Origin of the sequence: Nitratireductor alexandrii (genome assembly GCF_004000215.1) — a bacterium.
Classification (GTDB): domain Bacteria; phylum Pseudomonadota; class Alphaproteobacteria; order Rhizobiales; family Rhizobiaceae; genus Mangrovimarina; species Mangrovimarina alexandrii.
Window position 1 is genome coordinate 262,757 of sequence record NZ_RBVY01000003.1, and the last position, 25,879, is coordinate 288,635.

At 66.3% G+C, this 25,879-nt stretch carries 27 protein-coding genes and 1 other annotated feature; of the genes, 17 read left to right on the forward strand and 10 right to left on the reverse strand.

The window, feature by feature from the left end; genetic code table 11:
- The 5 genes from sucC to EP380_RS07920 all read right to left on the reverse strand — a co-directional run bounded on the left by sucC (position 1) and on the right by EP380_RS07920 (position 4,810).
- Positions 1-1,197: an ADP-forming succinate--CoA ligase subunit beta gene (sucC, locus tag EP380_RS07900; protein ID WP_127597854.1), complete on the reverse strand. Its 1,197-nt coding sequence runs from the start codon at positions 1,195-1,197 to the stop codon at positions 1-3.
- A gap of 13 nt (positions 1,198-1,210) precedes the next feature.
- The gene (mdh, locus tag EP380_RS07905) at positions 1,211-2,176 is read right to left on the reverse strand and encodes a malate dehydrogenase (protein WP_106570140.1); all 966 of its coding nucleotides are present in this window, start codon (positions 2,174-2,176) and stop codon (positions 1,211-1,213) included.
- A gap of 264 nt (positions 2,177-2,440) precedes the next feature.
- A complete protein-coding gene (gene zapE / locus EP380_RS07910; protein ID WP_127597856.1) occupies positions 2,441-3,625 on the reverse strand; it encodes a cell division protein ZapE in 1,185 nt (394 codons plus the stop codon).
- Between the two features lie 47 nt (positions 3,626-3,672).
- Entirely contained in the window at positions 3,673-4,242 is a 570-nt protein-coding gene (locus tag EP380_RS07915) for an AprI/Inh family metalloprotease inhibitor (protein WP_127598221.1), read from the reverse strand.
- A 100-nt stretch (positions 4,243-4,342) separates the two neighbouring features.
- A complete protein-coding gene (locus tag EP380_RS07920) occupies positions 4,343-4,810 on the reverse strand; it encodes a VOC family protein (RefSeq protein ID WP_238719779.1) in 468 nt (155 codons plus the stop codon).
- A 223-nt stretch (positions 4,811-5,033) separates the two neighbouring features.
- Here EP380_RS07920 and EP380_RS07925 point away from each other — a divergent pair, with 223 nt between their 5' ends.
- The 7 genes from EP380_RS07925 (at position 5,034) to EP380_RS07955 (ending at position 11,130) form a co-directional block, all read left to right on the forward strand.
- Positions 5,034-5,576: a hypothetical protein gene (locus tag EP380_RS07925; RefSeq protein ID WP_106570142.1), complete on the forward strand. Its 543-nt coding sequence runs from the start codon at positions 5,034-5,036 to the stop codon at positions 5,574-5,576.
- Between the two features lie 105 nt (positions 5,577-5,681).
- On the forward strand, positions 5,682-5,843 hold the full coding sequence (locus tag EP380_RS07930) for a DUF1328 family protein (RefSeq protein WP_106570143.1): 162 nt from the start codon (positions 5,682-5,684) through the stop codon (positions 5,841-5,843).
- 88 nt (positions 5,844-5,931) lie between these two features.
- Positions 5,932-6,813: a diaminopimelate epimerase gene (gene dapF / locus EP380_RS07935; protein ID WP_127598223.1), complete on the forward strand. Its 882-nt coding sequence runs from the start codon at positions 5,932-5,934 to the stop codon at positions 6,811-6,813.
- A complete protein-coding gene (mtaB, locus tag EP380_RS07940) occupies positions 6,813-8,093 on the forward strand; it encodes a tRNA (N(6)-L-threonylcarbamoyladenosine(37)-C(2))-methylthiotransferase MtaB (RefSeq protein WP_127597858.1) in 1,281 nt (426 codons plus the stop codon). The genes dapF and mtaB overlap by 1 nt, the downstream gene beginning before the upstream one ends.
- 11 nt (positions 8,094-8,104) lie before the next feature.
- Positions 8,105-9,856 (forward strand): signal recognition particle-docking protein FtsY, encoded by a 1,752-nt coding sequence (gene ftsY / locus EP380_RS07945; RefSeq protein WP_127597860.1) that lies wholly within the window; start codon positions 8,105-8,107, stop codon positions 9,854-9,856.
- A 5-nt stretch (positions 9,857-9,861) separates the two neighbouring features.
- On the forward strand, positions 9,862-10,512 hold the full coding sequence (locus tag EP380_RS07950) for a septation protein A (protein WP_127597862.1): 651 nt from the start codon (positions 9,862-9,864) through the stop codon (positions 10,510-10,512).
- A gap of 3 nt (positions 10,513-10,515) precedes the next feature.
- Positions 10,516-11,130 carry a pyridoxamine 5'-phosphate oxidase family protein gene (locus EP380_RS07955; RefSeq protein WP_106570147.1) on the forward strand — a complete coding sequence of 205 codons (615 nt, stop codon included), beginning with the start codon at positions 10,516-10,518 and terminating at the stop codon, positions 11,128-11,130.
- Between the two features lie 16 nt (positions 11,131-11,146).
- On the opposite strand, the gene EP380_RS07960 is transcribed toward EP380_RS07955, so the two are convergent.
- Entirely contained in the window at positions 11,147-12,187 is a 1,041-nt protein-coding gene (locus EP380_RS07960; protein WP_127597864.1) for a DUF2332 domain-containing protein, read from the reverse strand.
- Positions 12,188-12,219: 32 nt separating this feature from the next.
- On the reverse strand, positions 12,220-12,744 hold the full coding sequence (locus EP380_RS07965) for an NUDIX hydrolase (protein WP_106570149.1): 525 nt from the start codon (positions 12,742-12,744) through the stop codon (positions 12,220-12,222).
- Positions 12,745-12,917: 173 nt separating this feature from the next.
- Between EP380_RS07965 and EP380_RS07970 the strand changes: the two genes are divergently transcribed.
- The 4 genes from EP380_RS07970 (at position 12,918) to EP380_RS07985 (ending at position 15,904) form a co-directional block, all read left to right on the forward strand.
- On the forward strand, positions 12,918-13,715 hold the full coding sequence (locus EP380_RS07970) for a transporter substrate-binding domain-containing protein (protein WP_106570150.1): 798 nt from the start codon (positions 12,918-12,920) through the stop codon (positions 13,713-13,715).
- Positions 13,716-13,776: 61 nt separating this feature from the next.
- Positions 13,777-14,598 (forward strand): amino acid ABC transporter permease, encoded by an 822-nt coding sequence (locus EP380_RS07975; protein WP_127597866.1) that lies wholly within the window; start codon positions 13,777-13,779, stop codon positions 14,596-14,598.
- 112 nt (positions 14,599-14,710) lie between these two features.
- Complete coding sequence (locus tag EP380_RS07980; RefSeq protein WP_127597868.1) at positions 14,711-15,352, forward strand: class I SAM-dependent DNA methyltransferase; 642 nt, start codon at positions 14,711-14,713, stop codon at positions 15,350-15,352.
- 60 nt (positions 15,353-15,412) lie between these two features.
- Entirely contained in the window at positions 15,413-15,904 is a 492-nt protein-coding gene (locus tag EP380_RS07985) for an MgtC/SapB family protein (protein ID WP_106570153.1), read from the forward strand.
- 36 nt (positions 15,905-15,940) lie between these two features.
- On the opposite strand, the gene EP380_RS07990 is transcribed toward EP380_RS07985, so the two are convergent.
- Positions 15,941-16,657 (reverse strand): hypothetical protein, encoded by a 717-nt coding sequence (locus tag EP380_RS07990; protein WP_127597870.1) that lies wholly within the window; start codon positions 16,655-16,657, stop codon positions 15,941-15,943.
- Positions 16,658-16,753: 96 nt separating this feature from the next.
- Between EP380_RS07990 and EP380_RS07995 the strand changes: the two genes are divergently transcribed.
- The 6 genes from EP380_RS07995 (at position 16,754) to EP380_RS08025 (ending at position 23,585) form a co-directional block, all read left to right on the forward strand.
- On the forward strand, positions 16,754-17,311 hold the full coding sequence (locus tag EP380_RS07995; RefSeq protein ID WP_127597872.1) for a MarR family winged helix-turn-helix transcriptional regulator: 558 nt from the start codon (positions 16,754-16,756) through the stop codon (positions 17,309-17,311).
- 86 nt (positions 17,312-17,397) lie between these two features.
- Positions 17,398-17,453, forward strand: a sequence feature (sul1 is cis-regulatory element that is thought to sense ions involved in sulfur or methionine metabolism; They are found in Alphaproteobacteria).
- Between the two features lie 72 nt (positions 17,454-17,525).
- Positions 17,526-19,010 (forward strand): SulP family inorganic anion transporter, encoded by a 1,485-nt coding sequence (locus EP380_RS08000; RefSeq protein ID WP_127597874.1) that lies wholly within the window; start codon positions 17,526-17,528, stop codon positions 19,008-19,010.
- 36 nt (positions 19,011-19,046) lie between these two features.
- Complete coding sequence (locus tag EP380_RS08005) at positions 19,047-19,895, forward strand: universal stress protein (RefSeq protein ID WP_127597876.1); 849 nt, start codon at positions 19,047-19,049, stop codon at positions 19,893-19,895.
- Positions 19,896-20,194: 299 nt separating this feature from the next.
- Positions 20,195-21,601 (forward strand): 3-isopropylmalate dehydratase large subunit, encoded by a 1,407-nt coding sequence (gene leuC, locus EP380_RS08015; protein ID WP_127597878.1) that lies wholly within the window; start codon positions 20,195-20,197, stop codon positions 21,599-21,601.
- A 270-nt stretch (positions 21,602-21,871) separates the two neighbouring features.
- Positions 21,872-22,195: a hypothetical protein gene (locus EP380_RS08020; RefSeq protein ID WP_127597880.1), complete on the forward strand. Its 324-nt coding sequence runs from the start codon at positions 21,872-21,874 to the stop codon at positions 22,193-22,195.
- A 190-nt stretch (positions 22,196-22,385) separates the two neighbouring features.
- On the forward strand, positions 22,386-23,585 hold the full coding sequence (locus EP380_RS08025; RefSeq protein ID WP_127597882.1) for a GGDEF domain-containing protein: 1,200 nt from the start codon (positions 22,386-22,388) through the stop codon (positions 23,583-23,585).
- 14 nt (positions 23,586-23,599) lie between these two features.
- Here EP380_RS08025 and EP380_RS08030 read toward each other — a convergent pair whose 3' ends face one another.
- Positions 23,600-24,451, reverse strand: coding sequence for a COG3904 family protein (locus tag EP380_RS08030; protein WP_238719780.1), 852 nt, complete (start codon positions 24,449-24,451; stop codon positions 23,600-23,602).
- Positions 24,448-25,803 carry a hypothetical protein gene (locus tag EP380_RS08035; protein WP_127597884.1) on the reverse strand — a complete coding sequence of 452 codons (1,356 nt, stop codon included), beginning with the start codon at positions 25,801-25,803 and terminating at the stop codon, positions 24,448-24,450. Before EP380_RS08035 ends, EP380_RS08030 begins: the two co-directional genes overlap by 4 nt.
- Positions 25,804-25,879 lie beyond the last annotated feature (76 nt).

The following is a 25,879-nucleotide window of genomic DNA, read 5'->3' on the forward strand; positions in this document are numbered from 1 at the left end:
CTACCCCTCTTTCACCGCCTCGACGATCTTGCGCGCCGCATCGTCGAGATCGTCGGCCGCGATCACGTTGAGGCCGCTCTCGTTGATGATCTTCTTGCCGAGCTCGACATTGGTGCCTTCCAGCCGCACGACCAGCGGAACCTTCAGGCCCACTTCCTTGACCGCAGCGACCACACCCTCCGCGATCACGTCGCAGCGCATGATGCCGCCGAAAATATTGACCAGGATGCCCTTCACGGCCGGATCGGCGGTGATGATCTTGAAGGCGGCCGTGACCTTTTCCTTCGAGGCGCCGCCGCCGACGTCGAGGAAGTTGGCCGGTTCGGCGCCGTAGAGCTTGATGATGTCCATCGTCGCCATGGCCAGGCCGGCGCCGTTGACCATGCAGCCGATATTGCCGTCGAGCGCGACATAGGCGAGATCGTGTTTGGACGCCTCGATTTCCTTCTCGTCCTCCTCGGTCTCGTCGCGCAGTTCGACGATGTCGGGATGGCGGTAGAGCGCGTTGTTGTCGAAAGACACCTTGGCGTCGAGCACGCGCAGCCGGCCATTGGTCATGACGATCAGCGGATTGACCTCGAGCAGGCTCATGTCCTTCTCGACGAAGGCCTTGTAGAGGATCGGAAACAGCGTCTCGCCGTCCGTCGCCGCATCGCCCGAAAGCTCCAGCGCCGCATTCAGCCTGGCGATGTCGTCCGCCGTCACGCCGGTTTCGGGATCGATCGCAACGGTGACGATCTTGTCGGGCGTTTCCTCGGCCACAGCCTCGATGTCCATGCCGCCCTCGGTCGAAACCACGAAGGCGACCCGGCCGACGGTGCGGTCGACCAGGATCGACAGATAGAGTTCGCGGTCGATGTCGGCACCGTCTTCGATATAGAGCCGGTTGACCTGCTTGCCGTCCGGTCCGGTCTGTTTGGTGACCAGCGTGTTGCCGAGCATTTCGCCGACATTGGCAACGACGTCCTCGACCGACTTCGCCAGCCGAACCCCGCCCTTGGCGTCGGCGCCGAGTTCCTTGAACTTGCCTTTGCCGCGGCCGCCGGCGTGGATCTGGCTCTTGACCACGTAGAGCGGCCCGGGAAGCGATTTCACCGCCTTTTCCGCCTCGGCGGCCGACAGGATCGCCACGCCCTCGGCGACCGGCGCGCCGAAGCCTTTCAGGACCTTTTTGGCCTGATATTCATGAATGTTCATTGGCCGCGCTCGCTTATTTCTTCAGGTTCGGGGCGATGGTCATGCAGGCTTCGCACAGGCCGGTGACGGCAGCCACCGACTTGTCGAACATCTTCTGCTCGGCCTTGTTCAGGCTGATCTCGATGACCCGCTCGATGCCGCCCGAGCCGATCACGGTCGGCACGCCGACATAAAGGTCCTTGACCCCGTACTGGCCGGACAGGTGGGCGGCGCAGGGCAGGACGCGCTTCTTGTCCTTGAGATAACTCTCCGCCATCGCCACCGCCGAGGCGGCCGGGGCATAATAGGCCGAGCCGGACTTCAGCAGCCCGACGATCTCCGCGCCGCCGTCCCGCGTGCGCTGGACGATTTCGTCGAGCTTTTCCTTGGAGGTCCAGCCCATCTTGACGAGATCGGGCAGCGGAATGCCGGCCACCGTCGAATAGCGCGTCAGCGGCACCATCGTGTCGCCATGACCGCCGAGCACGAAGGCGGTGACGTCCTCGATCGAAACCTTGAATTCCTCGGCGAGAAAATAGCGGAACCGCGAGGAATCGAGCACGCCGGCCATGCCGACCACGTGCGTCTTCGGCAGGCCGGAGAATTTCTGCAGCGCCCACACCATGGCGTCGAGCGGATTGGTGATGCAGATCACGAACGCCTTGGGCGCGTATTTCTTGATGCCGGCGCCGACCTGCTCCATCACCTTCAGATTGATGCCGAGCAGATCGTCGCGGCTCATGCCCGGCTTGCGCGGCACGCCGGCGGTGACGATGCACACATCCGCGTCCTTGATCGCGGAATAGTCGTTGGCACCCGAGAAACTGGCATCGAAGCCCTCGACCGGCGAGGATTGCGCGATATCGAGGCCCTTGCCCTGGGGGATGCCTTCGGCAATGTCGAACAGGACGACGTCGCCAAGTTCCTTCAGGCCGATCAGATGGGCGAGCGTTCCGCCGATCATGCCGGAACCGATAAGCGCGATCTTTCTGCGTGCCATTTCGAGAGCTACCCCCGCAATGTGTGGGCTACCATGGCCCAGTCAGGTTGAGATTGAAAGGCATCGGCTGGTGTTCAATGCCGTTAGACGAGGCGAAATTCGGGCGTGGCCTTAGACTCGCCCGCAGAAAAAAACAACCGATTCCTCGAGCATAAATAAATTCAATCGTTTAGAAATAAGCGGAATTACGTAAACGTCAAAATTATTGCGTCGTTTTACATCCACACAATCCCGTGACATGCCAAATGAACGGGCCCGCGGCGCTCAGGCCTGGCCTGCGGCGCTGGCCGGTTCGGCCGCCCCCTCGCCGGGCCAGTCGCGGCTTTGCATTTCGATCAGCCGCGAGGCGGTCCGATCGAATTCGAAGGATTCCGTCGTGCCGGTTCGGCCGCGATAAAGCCCCTGAGGCTGCGCAGCCGCGCTGGCGACGAGACGCAGCCGCTTGTCGTAGAGGGTGTCGACCAGCAGGATGAAGCGTTTGGCCTCGTTGCGGCTGCGGTCGTCGAAAACCGGGATGCCCTCGACGAACAGGGTCTTGAAGCGGGCCGCGATCGCCACATAGTCGCGCGCGCCGAGCGGGCGGGCGCATAAATCCTCGAAGGTGAAGCGGGCGGCATCGCGCACGCAACGCTCGGCATGGATGGTCCGGCCCTTGACCTTGATGGTCTCGGCCTCCTCGCCCGCCCCGTCGGCATAGTTCGACCACGCCGTCTCGAACGCGGCCCGGCTGTCGGCGTCGAGCGGGGTCAGATAGACCGGCAGACGATTCAGCTTTTCCAGCCGATAATCGGTGTCGCTGTCGAGACTCATGACGTCGGCATGGCGCTCGAGGATGGCGATGAAGGGTTCGAACAGCGGCCGGTTCAGCCCATCGCGATAAAGGTCCCGCGGCGCCACGTTCGAGGTCGCCACAAGCACGACTCCCTCGTCGAACAGGGCCGAAAACAGCCGCGACAGGATCATCGCATCGGCGATGTCGGTGACGGCGAATTCGTCGAAACACAGCACCCAGGCTTCGTTGGCCAGCGCCCGCGCCACCGGCGGAATCGGGTCGTCGCCCTTGGCCTCGCCGGTCTTGACGGCGGCGCGGTGGCGTCCGATCCGGTCGTGCACGTCGGCCATGAAATCGTTGAAATGAACCCGTCTTTTGCGGTTGACCGGCGCCAGATCGTAAAACAGATCCATCAGCATGGTCTTGCCGCGGCCGACGGCACCATGAATGTAGAGCCCCTTGACCGGCGCCTTCGGCTCGCGCCGGCGCGCAAAAAGCCAGCCGAGCGCGCTCGACTTGGCGGCAAGCCGCTTGGTCGCCAGGTCCTCGATCAGGCGGTCGAACCGGTCGGCGATCTTTTCCTGCGCGCGATCGCGCGTCACCGCGCCGCGCTCGATCAGGCGGCCATAGGCCTGCCGCACCGAGGCGAAGGGCTTGAGTCCGTCGCGCAAAGACATGGGCCGGCCCCGGTACCGCGATCAGCCAGGAAGACGCAAGGCCGCGCTCACCGCGACAGCGAGATCGGCTGACCGGATGTCATCTGGCCGTCGAAACGCTCGGCGCCGGACGAGTAGAGACGGGCGAGCACGCCGCCGCTGGCGTCATAGAGCGAGAGCTGCTTGCCGGCGACGTTCCAGGATTTCACACCGTCGAGCGGCGGCGGGCAGCGCAGCGGTCCCGCGCGAAAGCCTTGGCCGAACTTGGTCTGCGGCGTCGCGACCCGGCAGGACTGGCCCGACACGGACGCGTTCCAGACGCCGGCGACGCTGCCCACGGTCAACTCGGCCGCGGTTGCCGGCGCTCCCGGCAGTTCGACCGGCGCGTTGGGGTCGAGCGCGGCAACGTCCGTCTCGCCGGTTTCGGTCGCGGTGACGGGCGGTTTTGGAAAGCTCGACGGATCCGTCGGCCCGGTCGGGGCGGGCGGCGGCAACTGCCCTGCCGTCACCGTGCCGGCCGGGGCCGGATTGAGCGGTTCGGGCCGGCCGCCGAGCGAACCGAGCCGGGAACTCTGGCATCCGGCGAGCGCGACCGCGAACAGCGTCAGCACCAGCGGGCCGGAAATCGAAAAACGCATCATAGTCCTCCGTGGGAACTCACGACGGGGCGCACCCCGCAGTCGCGAGTTGAATCGCGACAATAATGGCAATGTTGGGGTTAATTGCACGATGGCATGGTTAAATTTGGGTTTCCGCCGCCGAATCTTCTCGCGATATAGCCCGGCTGGGGACGAATATATAGCCCGAAGGTCCGACGATGTGGCATTCGCGCAGACCGTGCGGCTTGTCGAGCGCGCCCGACAGGACGGTCGATCCCGCGCTGCGGGCGCGGTGCTCGATACGATCGGGATCGACGCCGTAGAGCCGGATTTCCATGCCCACGCCACGCAATTCGGCATCGGCCACGACCCCGGCCATCTCGTGATCGGCATAGGTGTGATCGGCATGCAGCATCAAAACCGACCCGGCGATTTCGATGACCGCGAAATCTTCGTCCGCATAGACCGTGTTGGCGCCGATCACCTCGCGGCAGAACCGTTCCATCGGTTCGATCTCGGGCACCAGAAGGTTTATCCCGATCCCGCGCGGCAGCGACCGGCCGAAATCGTCCGCCGGCATCCACGGCTCCTTGCTGCGTTTCTTCAAGGTCGCCTCCCCTGCGCCGTGCCGGCCCACAACTGCCGCGAGCGCATCGCCAAGCCCATATCCCGTTTGCCGTCAAACGTCGAGCCTGGCACGAGCGGCCGCACGCGGTGCGGGGTCGCGCGTTGGCGCGGCTTGACGATACCGATTGCCGATAGCGTAAGATGGGGCGGGGCATTCGCGGGGGGATTGGACAATGCGCGGTTTACGGGCGATCTTGATACTCATGACAACAGCAGCATTTTGCGGAGCCGTTGCCGCCGGCTCGATTGCCGAAAAAGGCGCTGAGGCCGAAAACCAGGTCGCCGCCGGCGATCCGGCCGCCGCGATCGAAACCCTCGACGCCGCCATCGCCGAGATCTGGGACGCCATGCCGCTGACGATCCGCAAGGCGGTGCCCGTCGACAGCGCCACCGGCTACGGTGTCTACGCCCAGCGCGACAATACGCTCTACAAGAGCGGCGAGAAGGTTCTCGTTTATGTCGAACCGATCGGCTTCGCCTATGGGCGCGGCCCGCTCGGCGACCGGCTGATCTCGCTCGGCGTCGATCTCGCCATTCTCGACGCCAACGGCGACAAGGTCTTCGGCAAGGAAGACCTGATGCGGCTCGAACTGCCGGTGCGCTACCGCAACCGCGAGTTCTACCTCACGCTCAACATCAATCTGGAAACCCCGCCACCCGGCAAATATACCGGCCGGTTCCTGCTCAAGGACAACCACTCCGACAAGACCGCCGAATTCGAGATCCCCTTCGAGGTCGCGGGCTGATCCGCGGTGATTTCGGTTCCGTGAGGGGAACGCGACGCGGTCTGCCGCGTTTTCTCTGGTGTTGCCTTCGGGGTCGATCCCGCGGGCCAAGCCGGAGAAGACCAAATGCTCAAATGGATTGTCATCCTTCTCGTCGTCGCGGCCGTCGCGGGCCTGCTCGGCATGAACTCGCTCGCCGGCGCCGCCATGACCGGCGCGAAGGTGCTGATCGCGATCGTGCTGATCCTGTTCCTGCTGGTGCTGTTCGGTCTGGTGGCGATCGCCTGACGCGTCCATCGCTTCCCTGCCGGCCGCGCGTCTGGTAATTGCGGCCCCGTTCCGCCATATAGGGGCCGGATCGACAGGCATGACCGGCATGGACGAACGCCCACCCTTTGCGAAGATGAACGGGCTCGGCAACGAGATTATCGTGGCCGACATGCGCGGGCGCGCCGATCGGGTCGCCCCGGCCGCCGCACGCGCTCTGGCCGCCGATCCGGCGACTCGCTTCGACCAGATCATGGCGGTCCACGACGCAAAAACGCCGGGCACGGCGAATTTTGTCGAGATCCTCAATGCCGACGGTTCGTCGGCCCAGGCCTGCGGCAACGGCATGCGCTGCGTGGTCCAGGCGCTGGCGGCCGAAACCGGCATACGCCGCTTCACCTTCGAGACCGTCGCCGGCATCCTCAATGCCGAAGAGCATCCCGACGGGTCGATTTCCGTCGACATGGGCCGACCGCGCTTCGACTGGCGGGAAATTCCGCTCGCCGAAGAGTTCCGCGACACGCGTATGATCGAGTTGCAGATCGGCCCGATCGACGCACCCGTGCTGCATTCGCCCTCCGTGGCCTCGATGGGCAATCCGCACGCGATCTTCTGGGTCGACGAGGATGTGTGGCGCTACGACCTCGAACGGTTCGGGCCGCTCCTGGAAAACCACCCAATCTTCCCCGAGCGCGCCAACATCACCATCGCGAGAGTGACCGCGCCCGACGCCATCACGATCCGCACCTGGGAGCGCGGCGCCGGCCTGACGCGCGCCTGCGGTTCGGCCGCCTGCGCGACCGCGGTCTCGGCCGCCCGCACGCGCCGGACCGGCCGCGTCGTCACGGTGACGGTTCCGGGCGGGCCGCTGGCGATCGCATGGCGCGACGACGACCACGTCATCATGACCGGCCCGGCCGAATGGGAATTTTCCGGCCGGTTCGACCCCGCGACCGGGGCCTGGAGCCGCGACGTGGAGGACGTGATCTGATGGCGGTCGACATCGTCACGTTCGGATGCCGCCTCAACACCTATGAATCGGAGGTCATGCGCCGCGAGGCCGACACCGCCGGCCTCGGCGCGCTCGAGGGCGGCGCGGTCGTCTTCAACACCTGCGCCGTCACCGGCGAGGCGGTGCGCCAGGCCCGGCAGGCGATCCGCAAGGCCCGGCGCGAGAACCCGCGGGCGCGCATTGTCGTTACCGGCTGCGCCGCCCAGACCGACCCCGGCGGGTTCGCGGCGATGGACGAGGTCGACCTGGTGCTCGGCAACGAGGAAAAGTTGCACAGCCACAGCTACCGCGCCCTGCCCGATTTCGGCGTCAACGACACCGAGAAGTTGCGCGTCAACGACATCATGTCGGTCACCGAGACCGCCGCCCACATGGTCGACGCCATCGACGGCCGCGCCCGCGCCTTCGTCCAGGTGCAGAACGGCTGCGACCACCGCTGCACCTTCTGCATCATCCCCTATGGCCGCGGCAATTCGCGCTCCGTGCCGATGGGCGCCGTCGTCGAACAGGTGAAGCGGCTGGCCGGCAACGGCTATCGCGAAGTCGTCGTCACCGGCGTCGACATCACCAGCTACGGCGCCGACCTGCCCGGCGCGCCCCGGCTTGGCCGGCTGGTGCGCACCGTGCTGAAACAGGTGCCCGACCTGGAACGTCTGCGACTGTCCTCGATCGATTCGATCGAGGCCGACGACGATCTGATGGAGGCGCTCGCCACCGAGCCCCGGCTGATGCCGCATTTGCATCTGTCGCTGCAATCGGGCGACGACATGATCCTCAAGCGCATGAAGCGACGCCATCTGCGCGACCATTCGATCCGCTTCTGCCACGAGGTCCGCGCGCTGCGTCCCGACGCCGTCTTCGGCGCCGACATTATCGCCGGCTTCCCCACCGAGACCGAAGCGATGTTCGACAACTCGCTGAAGATCGTCGCCGAATGCGGCCTGACCCATTTGCACGTCTTCCCCTTCAGTCCGCGCGAGGGCACGCCGGCCGCCCGCATGCCGCAGCTCGACCGCCGCACCGTCAAGGACCGCGCCGCCAGGCTGCGCGCGGCGGGCGAGACCGCCTATCGCGCCCATCTCGATTCACTCGTGGGCTCCACGCAGAAGCTTTTGATCGAACGCGACGGGATCGGTCGCACGGAAGGCTTCGCCCTCGCCGCGATCGCCGCCGGCGCGCCGGGCGCGATCGTCCCGGCGCGCATCACCGGCCACGACGGCGCTCTGCTGAAGGCCCAATTCCTGGCCGAGGCGGCCTGACGGACGAAAGCATGGCATTCGGATTCATCAAGAAGGTCTTTTCCTTCGGCCGCAAGAAGGTCGAGGACCGCGACGAGGACGGTGCGCCGCTGCCCGAGACGGCGCCGCCGGACGATGCGGGAATTGCGACCCAAGACGCCGCGGTCACGCCGGCCGGGACGACCGAAAGCCGAGCGCCGGCAGCCCCCGAACCCACGCATGAAGAGCCAGTCCGGCCCGAGCCGGCCGACGAAGCAGGAACCGCGCACCGCCGGGACGATGGGCCGGAGGCCCGACCGTCGGACATCGAGAGGATCACGGCCAGGACGTCGGATCAGGACGGCGAAAAACCCGATGCTCCCTCATCGGCCCTGGAGCACCCGGACGCCAAGCGGGCCGCCCCGCGCGCGCCGCAGACCCCGGAAGACGAACTCGCCGAAGAGACCGTTGAAGCGGAGCCGCTGCCCCCCACGACCGCCGACGACACGAGCGATACGCGGGAGACGACCGCACCCTCGCAAAGCGACGGCTCCGAACCGATTGCCCCGCAACCGGCGACCACCGCGCCGGCAAGGCCCACGGCCTCGACCAAGCAGGCTGACCGGCCCGTCACGCCATCCGAGCCGGAGCCTGCGGCGGCCGCCCCGGAGGCGACGACGCCACCGGAACCGGTTAAGCCCGACATCGCGCCTGACGCGTCGCCCGGCCAGCCCGAGCCGACGCAAACCGAGCCGGATGCCGATCAACCGGCTGCGCCTCAATCCCCGCCGAGCCCCAAACCTGCCGCGCCGGCTGGCAAGGTCACGGTAGCGAAATCCGTCGAGGCCAAACGCGCGGACGAACCGGCGGCGCCCGAGGCGACGGCGCGGCAGAGCTGGTTCCAGCGTCTGCGCCAGGGGCTGGCGCGGTCCTCGCGCGAACTCACCGGCAACATCGCCGGCGTCTTCACCAAGCGCAAGCTCGACGAGGACGCGCTGCAGGATCTCGAGGACGTGCTGATCCAGGCCGATCTCGGCATGGAAACGGCGATCCGCATCACCGATACGCTGGCTTCGGGCCGGTACGGGCGCGACGTTTCGGAGGAGGAGGTGCGCGCGGTGATGGCGAGCGAGATCGAAAACGTGCTCGCCCCGGTGGCGCTGCCGCTCGAACTCGACCTGTCGCACAAGCCGCATGTGGTGCTGGTCGTCGGGGTCAACGGCACCGGCAAGACGACCACGATCGGCAAGCTCGCCGCCAAACTGACCGCCGGCGGGCTCGACGTGATGCTGGCGGCCGGCGACACGTTCCGCGCCGCCGCGATCGAGCAGCTCAAGATCTGGGGCGAGCGCACCCATTCGCCGGTCGTCGCCTCCAGGCTTGGCGCCGACGCGGCCGGGCTGGCTTACGAGGCCTTCGAGAAGGCCAAGGAGGCCGGCTCCGACGTGCTGATCATCGACACGGCCGGCCGGTTGCAGAACAAGGCCGAGCTGATGGCCGAGCTGGAAAAGATCGTGCGCGTGCTCGGCAAGCTCGATCCCGAGGCCCCGCATACCGTGCTTCAGACCGTCGACGCGACCACCGGCCAGAACGCGCTCAACCAGGTCGAGATCTTTCGCAATATCGCCGGGGTCAACGGTCTGGTGATGACCAAGCTCGACGGCACGGCACGCGGCGGTATCCTGGTCGGCATCGCGGCAAAGCACAAATTGCCGGTCTATTTCATCGGCGTCGGCGAACAGGTCGACGACCTCGAACCCTTCTCGGCCGGCGATTTCGCCAAGGCGATCGCGGGCGTGGCGTGAGCGACATGAACCAGCAAATCTTCGAACGCGAACCCGACGATCCCAAGCGCAAGCCGATGAACCCGCTTTTGAAGCTGCTGCTGGAACTGGGTCCGCTGGTGGTGTTTTTCTTCGCCAATGCACGCGGCGAATGGCTGGCCGAGCTCTTTCCGGCCCTGGCCGCGTTCGGCGGACCGATCTTCATCGCCACCGGGCTTTTCATGGTGGCCACGGCATTGTCTCTGGGCGTGTCCTGGCTTCTGGTGCGCACGCTGCCGATCATGCCGCTGATCTCGGGCGTGATCGTGTTCGTGTTCGGCGCGTTGACGCTCTGGCTGCAGGACGAAACCTTCATCAAGATGAAGCCGACCATCGTCAATTCGCTGTTCGCCGCCGTCCTGCTCGGCGGTTTGCTGTTCGGTCGTTCCCTGCTCGGTTATGTCTTCGATCAGGCCTTCAAGCTCGATGCGGAGGGCTGGCGCAAGCTCACCTTCCGCTGGGGCCTGTTTTTCGTCTTCCTGGCCCTTGTCAACGAGATCGTCTGGCGGTCCTTTTCCACTGACATATGGGTGGCCTTCAAGGTCTGGGGCATCATGCCGATCACGCTGGTCTTCACATTCAGCCAGATGCCGCTGATCATGCGCCACTCGCTCGACGACCAGTTCCGCAAGGAGTAGGCGATGCGTTTCATCGAAAGCCGCGAAGAACTGCGCGATCACTACAAGGCGCCGGGCGAGCGAGCGGTCCGCAAGGAGCTGGGCGCGCTCGACAAGCATTGCCGCGCCTTCATCGAAAAAAGCCCGTTCGTGCTGATCGGCTCGTCCGACGGGGCAGGCAACGGCGACGTCACGCCCAAGGGCGACCGGCCGGGTTTCGTCGCCGTCCTCGACGACACCACGCTTGCCATTCCCGACCGCCCCGGCAACAACCGGCTCGACACGCTGGAAAACGTGATCGCCAACCCCGCCGTCGGCCTGCTGTTTTTGATCCCCGGCATGAACGAGACGTTGCGGGTCAACGGCAGCGCGCGTGTCACCGCCGACGAGGCGCTTCGAGAGCGGCTAGCCGTCGACGGCAAGAAGCCGGCCACGGCGATGATCGTATCGGTCAGGGCCTGTTACATGCATTGCGCCAAGGCGTTCTTGCGCTCCGCGCTATGGGACCCGCAATCCTGGCCCGCACGCAGCGCCATGCCGACGCTCGGCCAGATCCTGACGGATCAGCTCGCCATGGCCACGCCGGCCGACCATACCGACCGGGCCCTGGAGGAGGGTTACCGCAAGTCGATGTGGTAAGCTGCGGCCGGCGCGTTCACAGCCATTCGATCCAGCGGCCATGATAATCGCAATGGGCGAGATGGCGCGTCTCGCCGCCCGGCCAGACCGTCAGGCTCAGCGTCGCGTGCGGATCGCTGGTCTCGATCGGCTCCATCGCCACCCGGGCGATCGGTGTGTCGGGCCCGGCTTCGGCGCCCGCCGCCGCCAGCGCGGCCTCGATCGTCGTCTTGGTCGCGACCGGCAGATATTGCCACATGATGGTGTGAAACAGCATCAGCGCCGTTCCCGGTTCCCGCGCTGCGAGCTGGCGCCGCACGAAATCGGCCGCGTCGGCCCGCTCCATCGAAAACGGCGCTGTTTCGGCAAGACCGATCGCCGCATCGAGGCGTTGCAGCCGCGCCTGCTGGTCGGGCCATAAATACGAGCGCAGCCGCAGCCTTTGCAGCGGATCGCGCCAGTCGATCGGGCGGATGTCATTGCCGGTGCGCGCCACGATCTCGAGCGCCGCATCGAGCCGCGGCACCTCGCCGCGCACCTCCGGCACGAGCCTCACGGGCGAGGTCGGCTCGCCCCAGCGCGCGGCGCCGTAGTCGTAGTGGAACCGGTCGAACAGCAGGTTGAGCCCGGCACTGGCGCCGATCTCGATCAGGGCGACCGGGCGGTCGAGTTCCCGCGCTGCAGCCAGAAGACCCGGGAGGATCATGCCGGCGCGCGCGATCTCGTTGGTCTGCGGCGCGCTGTCGAGCGCACGCACCAGCGCCTCGTCATTGCGCCGGATCGCGGCGTCGAGCTCGGCGCGGAATGTCGACTCGGCCACCTGCGCCGGCGGGTACAGCCCCGCCAGCACGTCGTCCTCGCCTGCCAGAACCAGTGCGTGCAGCCCGCCGCACAGCCTGAGCGCGAGCGCGTCCGCGCGCGGATCGCCATCCCATTCCAGAACCGCCAGACCGGTCACGCTGGAGCGATCGAGGATTGCGGCCAGGGCCCGGCACAGCCGCGCGGTAAACGGCGAGCCGAGCGCAGAGCATCCCGCCGCCTGGCGTTCGAAAGCGGCTCGGATATCGTTGTTTGTCATTGTCCGCTCCCCCGCTCCGGGCCCGATAAAAGTCACGCGTCGCCGGGATTGGAAAACGGCGCGCCGCCGGCGCCGTCCTGCACCTGCCGTTCGTGCGCCAGCATCCAGTGCACGCTCGGAAACGCAATGTCGTCCCAGGGAATCTCGTCCCAGGAGAAAAGCCCGACCTCCAGGCTCTCCTCGCCGGCCGAAAAGCCCGGCCGGGCAAGACGTGCCCGGTAGATGAGCTGCACCTGCGACAGCCTCGGCACGGAATAGATCGCCAGCAGGCTCTCGATCGAAAGCCGGGCATTGGCTTCTTCCAGCGCCTCGCGGCGCGCACCGTCCTCGGGCGTCTCGTGCAGTTCCAGGAAGCCGGCCGGCACGGTCCAGAAACCGCGGCGCGGCTCGATCGCCCTTCGGCACAACAACAGCTTGCCGTCGTGGCGGACCACCGAGCCGACGACGATCTTCGGGTTTTCGTAGTTGACGAAGCCGCAAGTCTCGCAAACGGCGCGCTCATGCGTGTCGCCGTCGGGTACGGTGCGGGTGAAAACGGGCGACAGCGGATAGGTCATGCCGACAGGCTAAAACCTTTCCAGTCCGGATTGAAGCAAATCCGTTCCGTCCTCCCAGGCAAAGCGCGATGCGAACGCTCTTGAAGCGCACACGCCTTGCGTGCCGACACCCTGACGTTAAACTGCCCCCGAACCGGCCGCGACGGCCGGGACGCTGCCCCCAGGAGCTCCAGATGTCGAAAATGCTGTCAACGTTCGCGGCGCTTGCCGCCCTCGTCTTCGTCCCGCTTGCCGCCCAGGCGCAGGACGTGCCCGATCTCGGCGGCCGCACGGTCGTGGTGGTGACGGAAAATGCCTACCCGCCGCTGCAATTCATCGATCCAAAGACCGGCGAGCAGATCGGCTGGGAATATGACGCCATGGCCGAGATGGCCAAGCGGCTGAATGTTTCGGTCGAGTATCAGAACACGAGCTGGGACGCGATGATCCAGGCCGTGTCCGACAGCCAGTACGATCTCGGCATGACCGGCATCACGATCCGCGACGATCGCAAGGAGAAGGTCGACTTCTCCGCCCCCTACATGCATTCGGAAATGCGCATGTTGGTGCGTGCCGACGAGGAGCGGTTCGCCGACGAGAAGGAATTCGCGGCCAAGGACGACCTCTTGATCGCCGCGCAGCCCGGCACCACGCCGTTTTACGTCTCCGTCTACGACGTTCTCGACGGCGACGAGGCCAATCCGCGCATCAAGCTGTTCGAGACGTTCGGCGCGACCGTGCAGGCGCTGCGCGCCGGCGATGTCGACCTCGTGCTCACCGACGGCGTCGCCGCCAACGGCTATGTTGCCGCGTCGGATGGCAAGCTGAAGGTGATCGGCGGCCCGCTCGGCTCGGAGGATTTCGGCTTCATCTTCCCCAAAGGGTCCGATCTGGTCGAGCCGTTCAACGCCGCGATCGCGGCGATGAAGGCCGACGGCACGATCGACGCGCTCAACAAGAAATGGTTCCTCGACTACAAGCTGGGACAGTAATGTCCAGCCACGGCCGCCGCCAGGGCGGCCGTGGCCGCTTGCCCGAAAGCACCAGAGCCCGATGAACCATCCCTCCGCTTCGCCCACCAGGGAGTTTCCCTGGTGGCTGGTCGCCGCCGCCGCGATCGCCGCGACGATCGCCGTCCTCATCGCCGCCAGCGACCTCTACTCCCAGGTCTTTGCCACCGTGTCGAAGGGCGTCGCGATCACCGTTTTCGTAACCGGTGTCGCCTTCGCGCTCGCCTCGCTGATCGGGCTCGGCACGGCGCTGATGGCGTTGTCCGGCTCCGTGGTTTTGCGCCAGATCGCCCGCTTCTATGTCGAGATCATTCGCGGCGTGCCGGTGCTGGTGCTCTTGTTCTGGATCGCCTTCGCCGGCGTGCCCGCCTTCGTGGGGTTGTGGAACCTGGCGACCGCGCCGCTGCAGGATGCGGGCATGCTGGAACCGCTTCTGGTGCGCGACGTCTCGCTGTTGTGGCGCGCCATCATCGCGCTCACCATCGGCTATTCCGCCTTCATCTCGGAAGTGTTCCGCGCCGGTATCCAGTCCGTCGACGGTGGCCAGATCGAGGCGGCCAAGGCGCTGGGCCTGTCGCGCTTCCAGCGCTTTCGGCTGATCATCCTGCCGCAGGCGATCCGCATCATCCTGCCGCCGCTCGGCAATGATTTCGTCGCCATGGTCAAGGATTCCTCGCTGGTCTCGGTGCTCGGCGTCGCCGACATCACCCAGATGGGCAAGATCTACGCCTCCGGCTCGTTCCGCTTTTTCGAGACCTATTCGATCGTCGCCTATATCTATCTGATCCTAACCGTCAGCCTGTCGCTGACGTTGCGCGCACTGGAAAAACGCCTGCGCCAAGGCGAGACGCAGCGATCGCGCTGACGCGCACCACACGACGGCATCGGTCAAAGACCGGTTTCGATCGCCCTGGACGCGCCACGCCGCCGACGAGGCACGCCTGGCATCGAGCCGCGCATGACGCTACCATAGTGTCATGTCCGAACGTTCCGCCTCCGCCCCGCGCCCGCTCGACCAGGTCTACGCGGCCACGACCGAAACCGAACTCGCCGACGCCTACGCGGCCTGGGCGGCCGGCTACGATCGCGAGACGGCCGAGCTCGGCTATTGCCTGCCCTTCCTGATCACCAGCTGGCTTGCCCGCCACGTTCCGGCCGGCGAAGGGCCAGTCCTCGACGCCGGCTGCGGCACCGGTCTGTCCGGCCCGTTTTTGAAGGCGCTCGGCTACGATCGACTCGAGGGCCTCGACCTGTCCGACGAGATGCTGGCGATCGCCAGGTCGCGGCAGGTCTACGGCACGCTGAAAAAGGCCGCGCTCGGCGAGGCCCTACCGTGGCCGGACGGCCATTTCCGCGCGGTGATCGCCGCCGGCGTCTTCACCGCCGGTCACGCGCCGGCAAGCGGGCTGGACGAGATGGCCCGCATCACGAGGTCCGGCGGGCATATTATGTTCACCGTGCGCGACAGGCTGATCGCCGAGGCCGGTTTCCAGGAGCGCTTCGACCGGCTCGAACAGGCCGGCATCTGGCATCCGGTCGAGGAGAGCCCGCCCTTCCGCGCCTTCGCGGTGGCCGAGCCGGACGTATTCGTCAAGACCTTCGTCTTCCAGTGCGCCTGAGCCCGGCGTGCGCGCCGGCAACCTTTCCGCGGGCCACGCGTTTCCCGCACGAGGCACGCCATGGAACCCTTCTTTTCCGATTTCGGCCGCGCGAGCTGGCTGCCCTTCGAGGTGATCGCCGCCCGGCTGCTGCTGGCCGCTGTGCTCGGCGGCATCGTCGGCTTCGAGCGCGAATGGCGCGAGCGGCAAGCCGGTTTGCGCACCCACATCCTGGTCTGCCTGTCAGCGGCGACCATCGCCATCCTCACCATCGAGATCACCCACCTGCCCGCCTTCGAGGACGACGCCATCCGCATCGACCCCATCAGGTTGGTTGAGGCCGTCACGGCAGGCGTCGCCTTCCTCGCCGCCGGGCTGATCGTGTTCGCCCGCGGCGAGGTCCATGGCCTGACGACGGGCGCCGGCATGTGGCTGGCCGGCGCCGTCGGCCTCGCCTGCGGCCTCGGCTTCTGGCAGATCGCGCTTGTCGCGACCTTGCTCGCCGTCATCGTCCTGGCCGCGCTGCGGCTTGTGGAGCGGCGCGCGAAAACCGACACCGGCGGCGGCGAATGACCGGCGGCCTGCCTCCCCGCTGCGCCGACTGCCACCTCACTCCTTGCGCATGATGACGCCCGGCTGCGAGAGGTCGCCGGATGCGACGTCGTAGACCCCGGTCACGCACAGAAGCGGCGCCTCGCCCCTCTCGTTGACGGTCAATTCGGACGTCACCGCGTCGAACGAGACAGCTTCGCCCTCGGCGACCGGCACGGTGATCTCCACCCGCTTGCCATCGAGCCGCGGCGACATGCCTGGACTGTCGAGAGCGAGCGGCAACATCGGCGCGGTTGCCGGCAACACGTCGACGCCGGGCGAGACGTCGCGCACCTTCAGCCCCGCGCCGCAGGCCTTGTCCTCGGCGAGCACCACCCAATGCGAATGCCAGTCCGCGCCGTCGTTTGCGGGATCGCCGTCGCCATTTTCGTCAAACAAAGGCGTGTCGTCGAAATCGGGATGCGCGGTGACGGCAAGGGCGAGAAGACCCGACCCGGCCGCGAAACCGACAAGGGCGGGGTCGAGGCCGGTCGGCCACACATAGGCGGCAACCTTGGCGCCCTTCAATTGTCCGATCGCCTCGGGTTTTTGCGACCCCGCCTCGCCGGCGAGTTCCATCATGAAGGTCGCCAGCCGGCCGTCGGTGGTGGCCGACGACACAACGATGTCGAAAGCGGGCGGCACCGCGTTGTCGATCGGGCTTTTGATGTCATGCGCAAGGGCTGGCAGGGCCGTGCCGGCCGCAAGCAGGGCCGCGCAAACGAACTTGGTCATCTGATCCTCCTAATTAGTATCGTAACGATACCAATAAATCGCTAGCACGGCTTTGGCCGGCTTGCAATAGTGGTTTCGTTACGATACCATTTAACGATGACAGAACCGCATCGCGCCCTGGAACTGATGGAACGGCTCGTCCGGCTGGTCGGCCAGACCGGCCATGCGCACGGCATGAAACCGGCGCAATGGGATGCCCTGCGTTATCTCGCCAGGGCAAACCGTTTCTCGCGTACGCCGGGCGCGCTGACCGCCTATCTCGCCGCGACCAAGGGCACGGTCTCGCAGACCGTGATTGCGCTCGAGCGCGCCGGCCTGGTTGAAAAATCGCAGCATCCCGGCGATCGACGTTCGGTGCGGCTGGAGCTGACACCGGCCGGCCGCGCCATGCTGAAGGACGACCGGATCGAGGCCGTGCGCCGCGCGCTCGCCCGTCTGACGCCCGCGCGCGCGGCGGCACTCGAGGACGGCCTCCAGGCTCTGCTTTCCGGCCTGATCGCCGAAGGCGGCGGGCGACCCTTCGGGCTTTGTCGCGCCTGTCGCCATTTCGGCAAGGACGCGCACGGACCCGGTCGCCATCTGTGCCGCTTGCTCGGCGAACCCCTGACGCATGCCGAATCCGACCAGATTTGCGTCGAACAGGAAGCGGCCTGATACCGGAGCCCGGCGCAGGTTAAACGCGGCCGCGCCAAGCCCCGATGTTGCGCCGCAGCACGCCACGGTCTAGGAAAGGGCATTCATTCGGACCCGGTGCAATCCCGGGTGGCTCTTCCGGCCGCCGATCCGCCGGACAACTTGCATCCATGCCGTCTTTCTTTGCGGTCCTGCCCCGTTGGGCCGCGGTTTGGTTTTGACTTCCTGGACCCCGATGCCATCACTTTATGCCTATCGCGCGCAATGGTTTTCCAACATCCGCGCCGACCTTCTCGCCGGTCTCGTCGTTGCGCTGGCGTTGATCCCCGAAGCCATCGCCTTCTCCATCATCGCCGGCGTCGATCCCAAAATCGGCCTCTACGCCTCGTTCTCGATCGCGGTTCTGATCGCGTTCGTTGGCGGTCGGCCGGGCATGATATCGGCCGCGACCGCCGCGACCGCTGTGTTGATGGTCACGCTGGTGCGCGACCACGGCCTGCAATATCTGCTCGCCGCGACAGTGCTTGCCGGACTGCTGCAGATCGGCGCCGGACTGTTGAAGCTCGGCCAGGTCATGCGCTTCGTCTCGCGCTCGGTGATGACCGGCTTCGTCAACGCGCTCGCCATTTTGATCTTCATGGCCCAGCTGCCCGAACTGATCGGGGTTCCCTGGCTGACCTATGTGATGGTCGCCGCCGGTCTCGCCATCATCTACCTGTTTCCCTATCTCACCAGGGCCGTGCCCTCGCCGTTGGTCTGCATCGTCGTTCTGACGACGATCGCGATCGTCTTCGGCCTCGACGTACGCACGGTCGGCGACATGGGCGAGCTGCCGTCGACCCTGCCGGTCTTCCTGATTCCCGACATCCCGCTCACTCTCGAGACGCTGTTGATCATCCTGCCCTATTCGGCCGCGGTCGCGGTGGTCGGGCTTCTGGAATCGCTGATGACGGCGCAGATCGTCGACGATCTGACCGACACCACCTCGAATCGCGACCAGGAATGCATCGGCCAGGGCATCGCCAACACCGCCACCGGCTTCATCGGCGGCATGGCCGGCTGCGCCATGATCGGCCAGTCGATCATCAACGTGAAGTCGGGTGGACGCGGCAGGCTGTCCACCTTCGCCGCCGGCGTGCTGTTGCTGTTCATGATCCTGGTGCTTGGCGACCTCGTCAGCCGGATCCCGATGCCGGCGCTGGTCGCGATCATGATCATGGTGTCGATCGGCACGTTCTCGTGGTCGTCGGTGAAGAATCTCAGGGACCATCCGCGCTCGTCCTCGATCGTCATGCTGGCGACGGTGATCTGCGTGGTGTTCACCCACAATCTCGCGATCGGCGTGCTGGTCGGCGTGCTGTTGTCGGGCATCTTCTTTGCCTGGAAGATCGCCCAGCTCTTCCGCGTATCCTCGACCTTGAGCACGGACGGCCGCCACCGCACCTATGTGGTGGAAGGCCAGCTCTTCTTCGCCTCGGCCGAGGATTTCATGGCCGCCTTCGACTTCAAGGAAACGCTGGAAAAGGTAACGATCGACGTATCGCGCGCCCATATCTGGGACATTTCCAGCGTCGGCGCCCTCGACATGGCCGTGCTGAAATTCCGCCGCGACGGCGCCGATGTCGAGTTCGTCGGCATGAACGAGGCCAGCGAGACGCTGGTCGACCGCCTCGCCGTCCACGACAAGCCGGGCGGGCTTGACAAACTCATGGCGCATTAGCCCCGCCTGCGGCTAGGTTTTGGTCAGGAGAGAACAATGACGACGAGAATCATCGCGCTCATCGACGGCTCGACCTACTCGAAAAGCGTATGTGAAAACGCCGCCTGGATCGCCGGGCGCACCGGCGCGACGGTGGAACTGGTCCATGTGCTCGACCGGCGCGAAACCGCCTCGTCCGACCTTTCGGGCACGATCGCGCTCGGAGCCCGGTCGAGCCTTCTGGCCGAACTCAGCAGCCTCGACGAGGAGCGCGCCCGGCTGGCCCAGAAGCGCGGCCGCGCCATACTCGAGGACGCGCAGACGATGCTGGTTGAGGCGGGCGTCGAGGCGAGCATGCGCCTGCGCAACGGCGACCTTCTGGAAACGGTGGCCGAGGCCGAAAAACAGGCCGACCTGATCGTGATCGGCAAGCGCGGCGAGGGCGCCGACTTCGCCAAGCTGCATCTCGGGTCCAACCTGGAACGCATCGTCCGCTCCGCCACGCGTCCGGTCTATGTCGCCGCGCGCGCTTGGCGTCCGGTCGAAAAGGTGCTGATCGCCCATGACGGCGGGCCCAGCATCGGCCGCGCGGTGGACCATATCGCCCGCTCGGCCCTGTTCTCGGCGCTCGACATCCGCCTCCTCGCCGTCGGCGTCGACACCGCAGAACATCGCCGTAGGCTTGCCGACGCCGAGGCCGTGCTGAAAGCAGGCGGCCACCGGGCCGCCTCCCGGTTGGTCCAGGGCCAGCCGGACAAGGCGATCGCCGAGGCGGTCGAAAAAGACGGCATCGATCTTCTGGTGATGGGCGCCTACGGCCATTCGCGCATCCGCTCGATGATCATCGGCTCGACCACCACGGAAATGATCCGCGCCTGCAAGATCCCGATCCTGTTGTTCCGGTAGGCAACCAAAACGACGGTATGCCGGCCGGTATCCCGCGGCAAGAACTCGGCGCGGACGCGCGCCGGGGCGTCGTTTCGTTCGCCAGATTGCCGCCCCGCGTCTTTGCTGGTATGAGCCACGCCATGGAAGAATTGTTCGGCAATCCGGCCTATAAGCGCTTTGCGCTGCAGGACAGAAAGCGCCTGCCGGCCCGCTTTTTTGCGCGGATTTCGGGCGCCAAGGCGACTCGGCTCGCCTGAATGCCGCCCGCCCGGCACGCCGCCGGCCCATCCAGCTCCCTTATCGACGGACGCAAGACAATGACCGCTCCCCGCACCCTCTACGACAAGATCTTCGACGACCATCTGGTCGACCGTCAGGACGACGGCACCTGCCTGCTCTATATCGACCGCCATCTCGTTCACGAGGTCACCAGCCCGCAGGCATTCGAGGGCCTCAGACTGGCCGGGCGCCAGGTACGCCATCCCGAAAAGACGCTCGCCGTGGTCGATCACAACGTGCCGACCACCGACCGCTCGCGCGGCATCGCCAATCCCGAAAGCCGCATCCAGGTCGAGGCGCTGGCCAAGAACGCCGCCGATTTCGGGATCGATTATTACAACGAGGTCGACCTGCGCCAGGGCATCGTCCACATCGTCGGCCCCGAACAGGGTTTCACCCTGCCCGGCATGACGATCGTGTGCGGCGACAGCCACACCTCCACCCACGGCGCATTTGGCGCCTTGGCGCACGGCATCGGCACCTCCGAGGTCGAGCACGTGCTCGCAACCCAGACGCTGATCCAGAACAAGGCCAAGAACATGCTGGTGCGCGTCGACGGGCAATTGCCCGACGGCGTCACCGCCAAGGACATCATTTTGGCCATTATCGGCGAGATCGGCACGGCCGGCGGCACCGGCCATGTCATCGAATATGCCGGCGAGGCGATCCGCGCGCTGTCGATGGAAGGCCGCATGACGGTCTGCAACATGTCGATCGAGGGCGGCGCCCGCGCCGGCCTGATCGCGCCCGACGAGACCACGTTCGCCTATGTCAAGGACAAGCCGCGTGCGCCGAAGGGCAAGGCCTGGGACATGGCCATGGAATACTGGAAAACGCTGCGCTCCGACGAGGGCGCCCATTTTGACCAGACGGTGGTGCTCGACGCGGCCAATCTGCCGCCGATCGTAACCTGGGGCTCCTCGCCCGAAGACGTCGTCTCCGTCACCGGGATCGTGCCCGACCCCGACGCGATCGCCGACGAGAACAAGCGCAATTCCAAGAAGCGCGCGCTCGATTATATGGGCCTGACGCCGGGTACCCGCATCACCGATATCGCGCTCGACCGCGTCTTCATCGGCTCGTGTACCAATGGCCGCATCGAGGACCTGCGTGCCGTGGCCAAGGTGGTCGAGGGCCGCACGGTCAGCGAGCGCGTCGACGCCATGATCGTGCCGGGCTCCGGCCTGGTCAAGGCACAGGCCGAGGCCGAGGGTCTGGACGCGATCTTCAAGGCCGCCGGCTTCGACTGGCGCGAGCCGGGCTGTTCGATGTGCCTGGCCATGAACGAGGACCGCCTCAAACCGCAGGAGCGCTGCGCCTCGACCTCGAACCGCAATTTCGAGGGCCGGCAGGGTTTCAAGGGCCGCACCCATCTGGTCTCGCCGGCCATGGCGGCGGCGGCGGCGATCGCCGGCCATTTCGTCGACATCCGCGACTGGCGCTGAACGCCCAAACGACCGATCGCGAGGTTGCCCGCCTCATCAGGCGGCCTCGCAGAGCGTGATCGCCGTCATGCCGACCGGCCCGTAGGGTTTCGTTATTCTCGCCGCGGTCTCGTGAATCTGGCTCCTGTTTGACGCATTCGGGCAGGGCGAGCCGCAAGCTGATAGGCTGAATTGATCGCGCATATGAAGCGGCCGTGAACGGCGGCGTCAGGCTCGTTCCAGGCGCGTCCCTCCATCATCACTGCATTCCGGCGCGCAAACAGCCGGTTTTTGTGGAGGAACCGCCATGCTCGTCAAAACCGCGGCAACCGCCCTCACCGCGATCCTGCTCGCGACATCGGTCGCTCCGTCCTTCGCGGAAATGAAGATCAAGAAACTGAAGCCGCCCGCGAGCAGGTCCGCACAGCCTGCGAAAAGAACGACGACAATATCGGCTACGGCGCCCACGCCAAGAAGGGCGGTTATGGCTGCGTGACCGACAACGGCTTCATCGACTGCAAGGAAAACGGCGCGTGCACCGGAGGCACTGCCGAGCGCCGCACGGCGCGCCATCTGCCGCGCCTGACCGGCTCGGGCAAGCTCGTCCGCCGCTGATTCTTTGGCGGCTCATCAGCCGGGTCGCTCGGGCGCCTATTGTCTCACCTGCCCGTCTCCTCGGTGCCCGCTGCATCCCAAAATGCAGCGGGCGCCGTCACGTCTGGATGCCGGCTTTTACACCGCCCACATTAACCTCTTTTTCGAACCCTTGCGCTAATGTCGCCCGGCACGCGAACAGGAGCCGGATATGAGCGCTGCCGGATATATTCTGGCGATCAACCTCCTTGTTGCCGGCCTGTTCGCCGGCGCATTCGCATGGGTCAGCATTTACAGCAAGGTCCGCGTTCCTGCACGCTGGATCGCCGCGAGTTTCGTTCTCGGAATGGCGAATTTCGGCGTGGAATGGATGATTTCCGCTGTCGAAAATCCGCGTTTCGTCGTGTTTTCGGCCTTTGTCGTCTCGATTGCGGCCCAGATCGCCTTCAATATCGGCGTGCTGAAAAAATACGACATCCGCATCCCCTGGCGGTTTCTTGCACTGCTGGTGTTTGTCTCGCTGCCGCTCAATGTCGCCATCTACGACATGCCGCGCGATTCGTTCACGCGCGTCCTGCTCTACCAACTGCCCTATTTTGTCATACAGGCCACCGCCGTGCTGCTTCTGATACGCGCGCCGGGCAAGCGTTATCTCGATATCGCGCTGACCGGCGTGCTGGGCGCGGGCGCGGTTCACTTCCTGGCAAAGCCTTTCTTTGCCGCCGCCTTCGGGCCCGGCGACCGGCCCCAGACCTATGTCGACAGCATCTATGCGCTGATCTCGCAATCCATGGGCTCAGTGCTGATCGTGGCGACCGGCCTTTTGGTGGCGGTGGTCCTGGTGCGCGACCTGTTGACCGACGCCACCACCAAATCCGAAACCGATTCCCTGACCGGCCTGCTCAACCGCCGCGGTTTCGAGGAGCGCGTGCCGCAGGTCACCCGCCTCCTGGCCGAAACCCGGGTTCCGGCCTCGATCGTCATCTGCGACCTCGATCATTTCAAGGCGGTGAACGACAGTTACGGGCACCCCGGCGGCGATCTCGTCATCCGCGCCTTCGCCACGCAGCTGATCGAGGCGAAGGCCAACGACCACGTCGTCGGCAGGATCGGCGGCGAGGAATTCGCCATCCTGCTGCCGGGCGCAAACGCGGCGGCCGCGCGCCTGTTTGCCGAGGCGATCCGCAGCGCCTTCGCCGGGCTCGAGATTCAGGGCATGCCCGAAACCGCCCGCTTCACCGCCAGTTTCGGCGTCGCCGAATTGAAGGCCGGCGACACGCTCTCCGATATGCTGCGGCGCGCCGATCTGGCGCTCTACGAGGCCAAAAACAGCGGCCGCAACTGCGTGCGCGTCGCGCCGCTGATCGTATACGACAACAGCGATCGCCGCACCCATCGCGCCGCACGCTGACAAAGAAGCCGGATTTATTGCGCGGCGATCGGCCCTGCGCCGGTCGCGAGACGATAGCCGCGCATCTCGTCCATGCTGAGATAATAGAGCGCGCGCGGCGGAGTATCGAGCGCGTGCAGCCACAAGGCAGGATCCACGCCCATTTCGCTCAGATGGCGCGAGATGCGGGCCGTGGTCGCCTGCGCGTCCGACATCGCCTGGGCCGGTTCGACGGGCATGTCGCCGACGGCGTAGAACTGGTGCAGCCCGATCGCCGATTTGGCCCCGACCGAGCGGGTCACCCCACCGGCCAGCATCAGCGGGCAGGACGAGGCGCAAAAGGCGCCATCCACGACCCCCGTTGCCAGGCCGCGCGCACGGATCTGGCGGGCGATCGCGATCGCGTCGTCGAGCGAGCCGCCCGATGAATTGAACAGCACCGCGCGGACATATTCGCCACGCATTTCAATCTCGGTGGCGAAACGCGCGGCCGCGCCGATGTCGACAAAGCCCTCCGCCGCCAGAATGCCGCCGGGCTTGAGCGTGAAGCCGATCGGCCGACGCAGTCTGTCCTCATCGACGGTGACCTGATCGCGCGGATCGACCGTGGCCGCGCCGCCTTCGCCGTCCCGCGTCGCCACCGCCGGCGGCAGGACGGGGGTGGCGATGTCGGCGGGCGGCGACACGGCGGGGCGCCTGGCCTCGATCAGATCGTGCAGATCCATCGCCAGCACGCCGACGGCGCCGATCAGCAGCCCGCGAAACGCCCAGCGGATCACCTCGCCCTCGTCGAAACGGGCAAAATAACGCGCGATCGCCGCCCGCGCACCACCACGCCCGCGCCCGGCCTGGCCGCGCGCAGGCAAAACATCGCCGGCGCGACTCACGGGTCGCTCCTCTTGCGTTCCGACAGAGAGAGCGGCGTCACGTTCTCGGCCGCCGGTGCTTCATGGCCCCGGTGGTGTTCGTCGTCCGCTTGCTCCGGCCCGTCCGCCTCACGCGTTTCCGCCGCGTCCGGCTCCTCCGAGGCGCCACCCGCGGCCGCGACGCGACGCGCCAGCAGAGCGTCGTGGATTTCCAGCGAGCGCAGCAAATCGGCCGCGGTGATGCGATCCGTGTCGGCCATCTGTTCCTCGCCGCGTCGCACCGCCGCCTGCACCACCGCCATGATCGCCACCAGCACGCCGGGAAGCAGGTCGATCGAGATCGCGCCCGCCCAGCTCGGAACGAAGTCGCCGCCGTAAAGCAGCACCGCTTCGGCCGACGACAGCGGCACGTAGCGCCGGTCGGGCACCCTGGGCTGGGCGAGGATCTGTTGGGCGGCCTTGGAAAGCGCCTTCGACTGCGCCTCGACGGAGGAACGGATCGTGGCCATGACGACGTCCTGCCGCCCGGCGAGGTCGGCGGTCGACCCGTCGGCCACCGGCGCGATGAAGCCGACCGAGAGGTCCTCCGCCGCGCGCATCACCGAGGGCGCGACCGAGGTCTGCTCGAGTGCGGCGATCACGCCGGCGAGCGCGACGGCCTGTTCGGCGAACCGGTCCGAGCGCGGCGCAATCGGACCCGATCCGGAAACCAGCCCGCGCATCGCCGCCAGATGGGTCTGTCCCTCATCGAAAAGGGTCGCAACTGTCTCCCGCGAAGCGAGGATATTGGCCTCGAGCTCGCGCATCTGCGCGGCCATCTGGGTCAGAAGCTGCACCACGCTGCCCGAACCCGACGTGCCCGTCAGCGCGCCCGAATCGCGCTCGTCGTCGGCCAGCCTGGCAAACCGCTCTCCGGCGCGCTGGATATCGGGCAGCAGCGACAGCGCCCCGAGCGCATTGGTGTTGGCTTGGTCGAGGTCGCCGGTATAGTCCTCCAGCGTCTCGGCCAGGTGCTGCTCGACCGCGGCCGAGCCGGCGAGTGCGGCCGCGTTGAGCCAGGACGACATCGCCACGATCATCACAGACCCGACCGCCATGACGGCGACCAGCACCAGCCGCGAGGCACCGTCGCGCATTTCGGGCAGGAACCGCAGCAGATAGGTCCAGAAGCCGTAAATGCCGACCGACACGGCGGCCGAATAGATGATGGCGGCGAAAAACACGATCGTCGCAGAGCCGTCGAGAAGGCTGCGCACGCCGAGATAGGTGTAAACGCCCGAGGCCAGCGCCAGCGTGGCGAGCACGAACCGCGTCATCGTCGTCAGCGACGCGGCGTGATCCTTCAGTCTGCGGGCCGTCGCGGCTTCGCTCATCTCATCTCCCGTCCCGTCACGGCACCGCCATGCTCCGGCGTCGGAGCCGAAGCTGGCGGTGCAAACGTGACCAAAT

Coding starts and splice junctions, on each gene's coding strand:
- sucC (WP_127597854.1), bottom strand. CDS start 1,197: ATGAACATTCATGAATATCAGGCCAAAAAGGTCCTGAAAGGCTTCGGC.
- mdh (WP_106570140.1), bottom strand. CDS start 2,176: ATGGCACGCAGAAAGATCGCGCTTATCGGTTCCGGCATGATCGGCGGA.
- zapE (WP_127597856.1), bottom strand. CDS start 3,625: ATGTCTTTGCGCGACGGACTCAAGCCCTTCGCCTCGGTGCGGCAGGCC.
- EP380_RS07915 (WP_127598221.1), bottom strand. CDS start 4,242: ATGCGTTTTTCGATTTCCGGCCCGCTGGTGCTGACGCTGTTCGCGGTC.
- EP380_RS07925 (WP_106570142.1), top strand. CDS start 5,034: ATGACAACAGCAGCATTTTGCGGAGCCGTTGCCGCCGGCTCGATTGCC.
- EP380_RS07930 (WP_106570143.1), top strand. CDS start 5,682: ATGCTCAAATGGATTGTCATCCTTCTCGTCGTCGCGGCCGTCGCGGGC.
- dapF (WP_127598223.1), top strand. CDS start 5,932: ATGGACGAACGCCCACCCTTTGCGAAGATGAACGGGCTCGGCAACGAG.
- mtaB (WP_127597858.1), top strand. CDS start 6,813: ATGGCGGTCGACATCGTCACGTTCGGATGCCGCCTCAACACCTATGAA.
- ftsY (WP_127597860.1), top strand. CDS start 8,105: ATGGCATTCGGATTCATCAAGAAGGTCTTTTCCTTCGGCCGCAAGAAG.
- EP380_RS07950 (WP_127597862.1), top strand. CDS start 9,862: ATGAACCAGCAAATCTTCGAACGCGAACCCGACGATCCCAAGCGCAAG.
- EP380_RS07955 (WP_106570147.1), top strand. CDS start 10,516: ATGCGTTTCATCGAAAGCCGCGAAGAACTGCGCGATCACTACAAGGCG.
- EP380_RS07960 (WP_127597864.1), bottom strand. CDS start 12,187: ATGACAAACAACGATATCCGAGCCGCTTTCGAACGCCAGGCGGCGGGA.
- EP380_RS07965 (WP_106570149.1), bottom strand. CDS start 12,744: ATGACCTATCCGCTGTCGCCCGTTTTCACCCGCACCGTACCCGACGGC.
- EP380_RS07970 (WP_106570150.1), top strand. CDS start 12,918: ATGTCGAAAATGCTGTCAACGTTCGCGGCGCTTGCCGCCCTCGTCTTC.
- EP380_RS07975 (WP_127597866.1), top strand. CDS start 13,777: ATGAACCATCCCTCCGCTTCGCCCACCAGGGAGTTTCCCTGGTGGCTG.
- EP380_RS07980 (WP_127597868.1), top strand. CDS start 14,711: ATGTCCGAACGTTCCGCCTCCGCCCCGCGCCCGCTCGACCAGGTCTAC.
- EP380_RS07985 (WP_106570153.1), top strand. CDS start 15,413: ATGGAACCCTTCTTTTCCGATTTCGGCCGCGCGAGCTGGCTGCCCTTC.
- EP380_RS07990 (WP_127597870.1), bottom strand. CDS start 16,657: ATGACCAAGTTCGTTTGCGCGGCCCTGCTTGCGGCCGGCACGGCCCTG.
- EP380_RS07995 (WP_127597872.1), top strand. CDS start 16,754: ATGACAGAACCGCATCGCGCCCTGGAACTGATGGAACGGCTCGTCCGG.
- EP380_RS08000 (WP_127597874.1), top strand. CDS start 17,526: ATGCCATCACTTTATGCCTATCGCGCGCAATGGTTTTCCAACATCCGC.
- EP380_RS08005 (WP_127597876.1), top strand. CDS start 19,047: ATGACGACGAGAATCATCGCGCTCATCGACGGCTCGACCTACTCGAAA.
- leuC (WP_127597878.1), top strand. CDS start 20,195: ATGACCGCTCCCCGCACCCTCTACGACAAGATCTTCGACGACCATCTG.
- EP380_RS08025 (WP_127597882.1), top strand. CDS start 22,386: ATGAGCGCTGCCGGATATATTCTGGCGATCAACCTCCTTGTTGCCGGC.
- EP380_RS08035 (WP_127597884.1), bottom strand. CDS start 25,803: ATGAGCGAAGCCGCGACGGCCCGCAGACTGAAGGATCACGCCGCGTCG.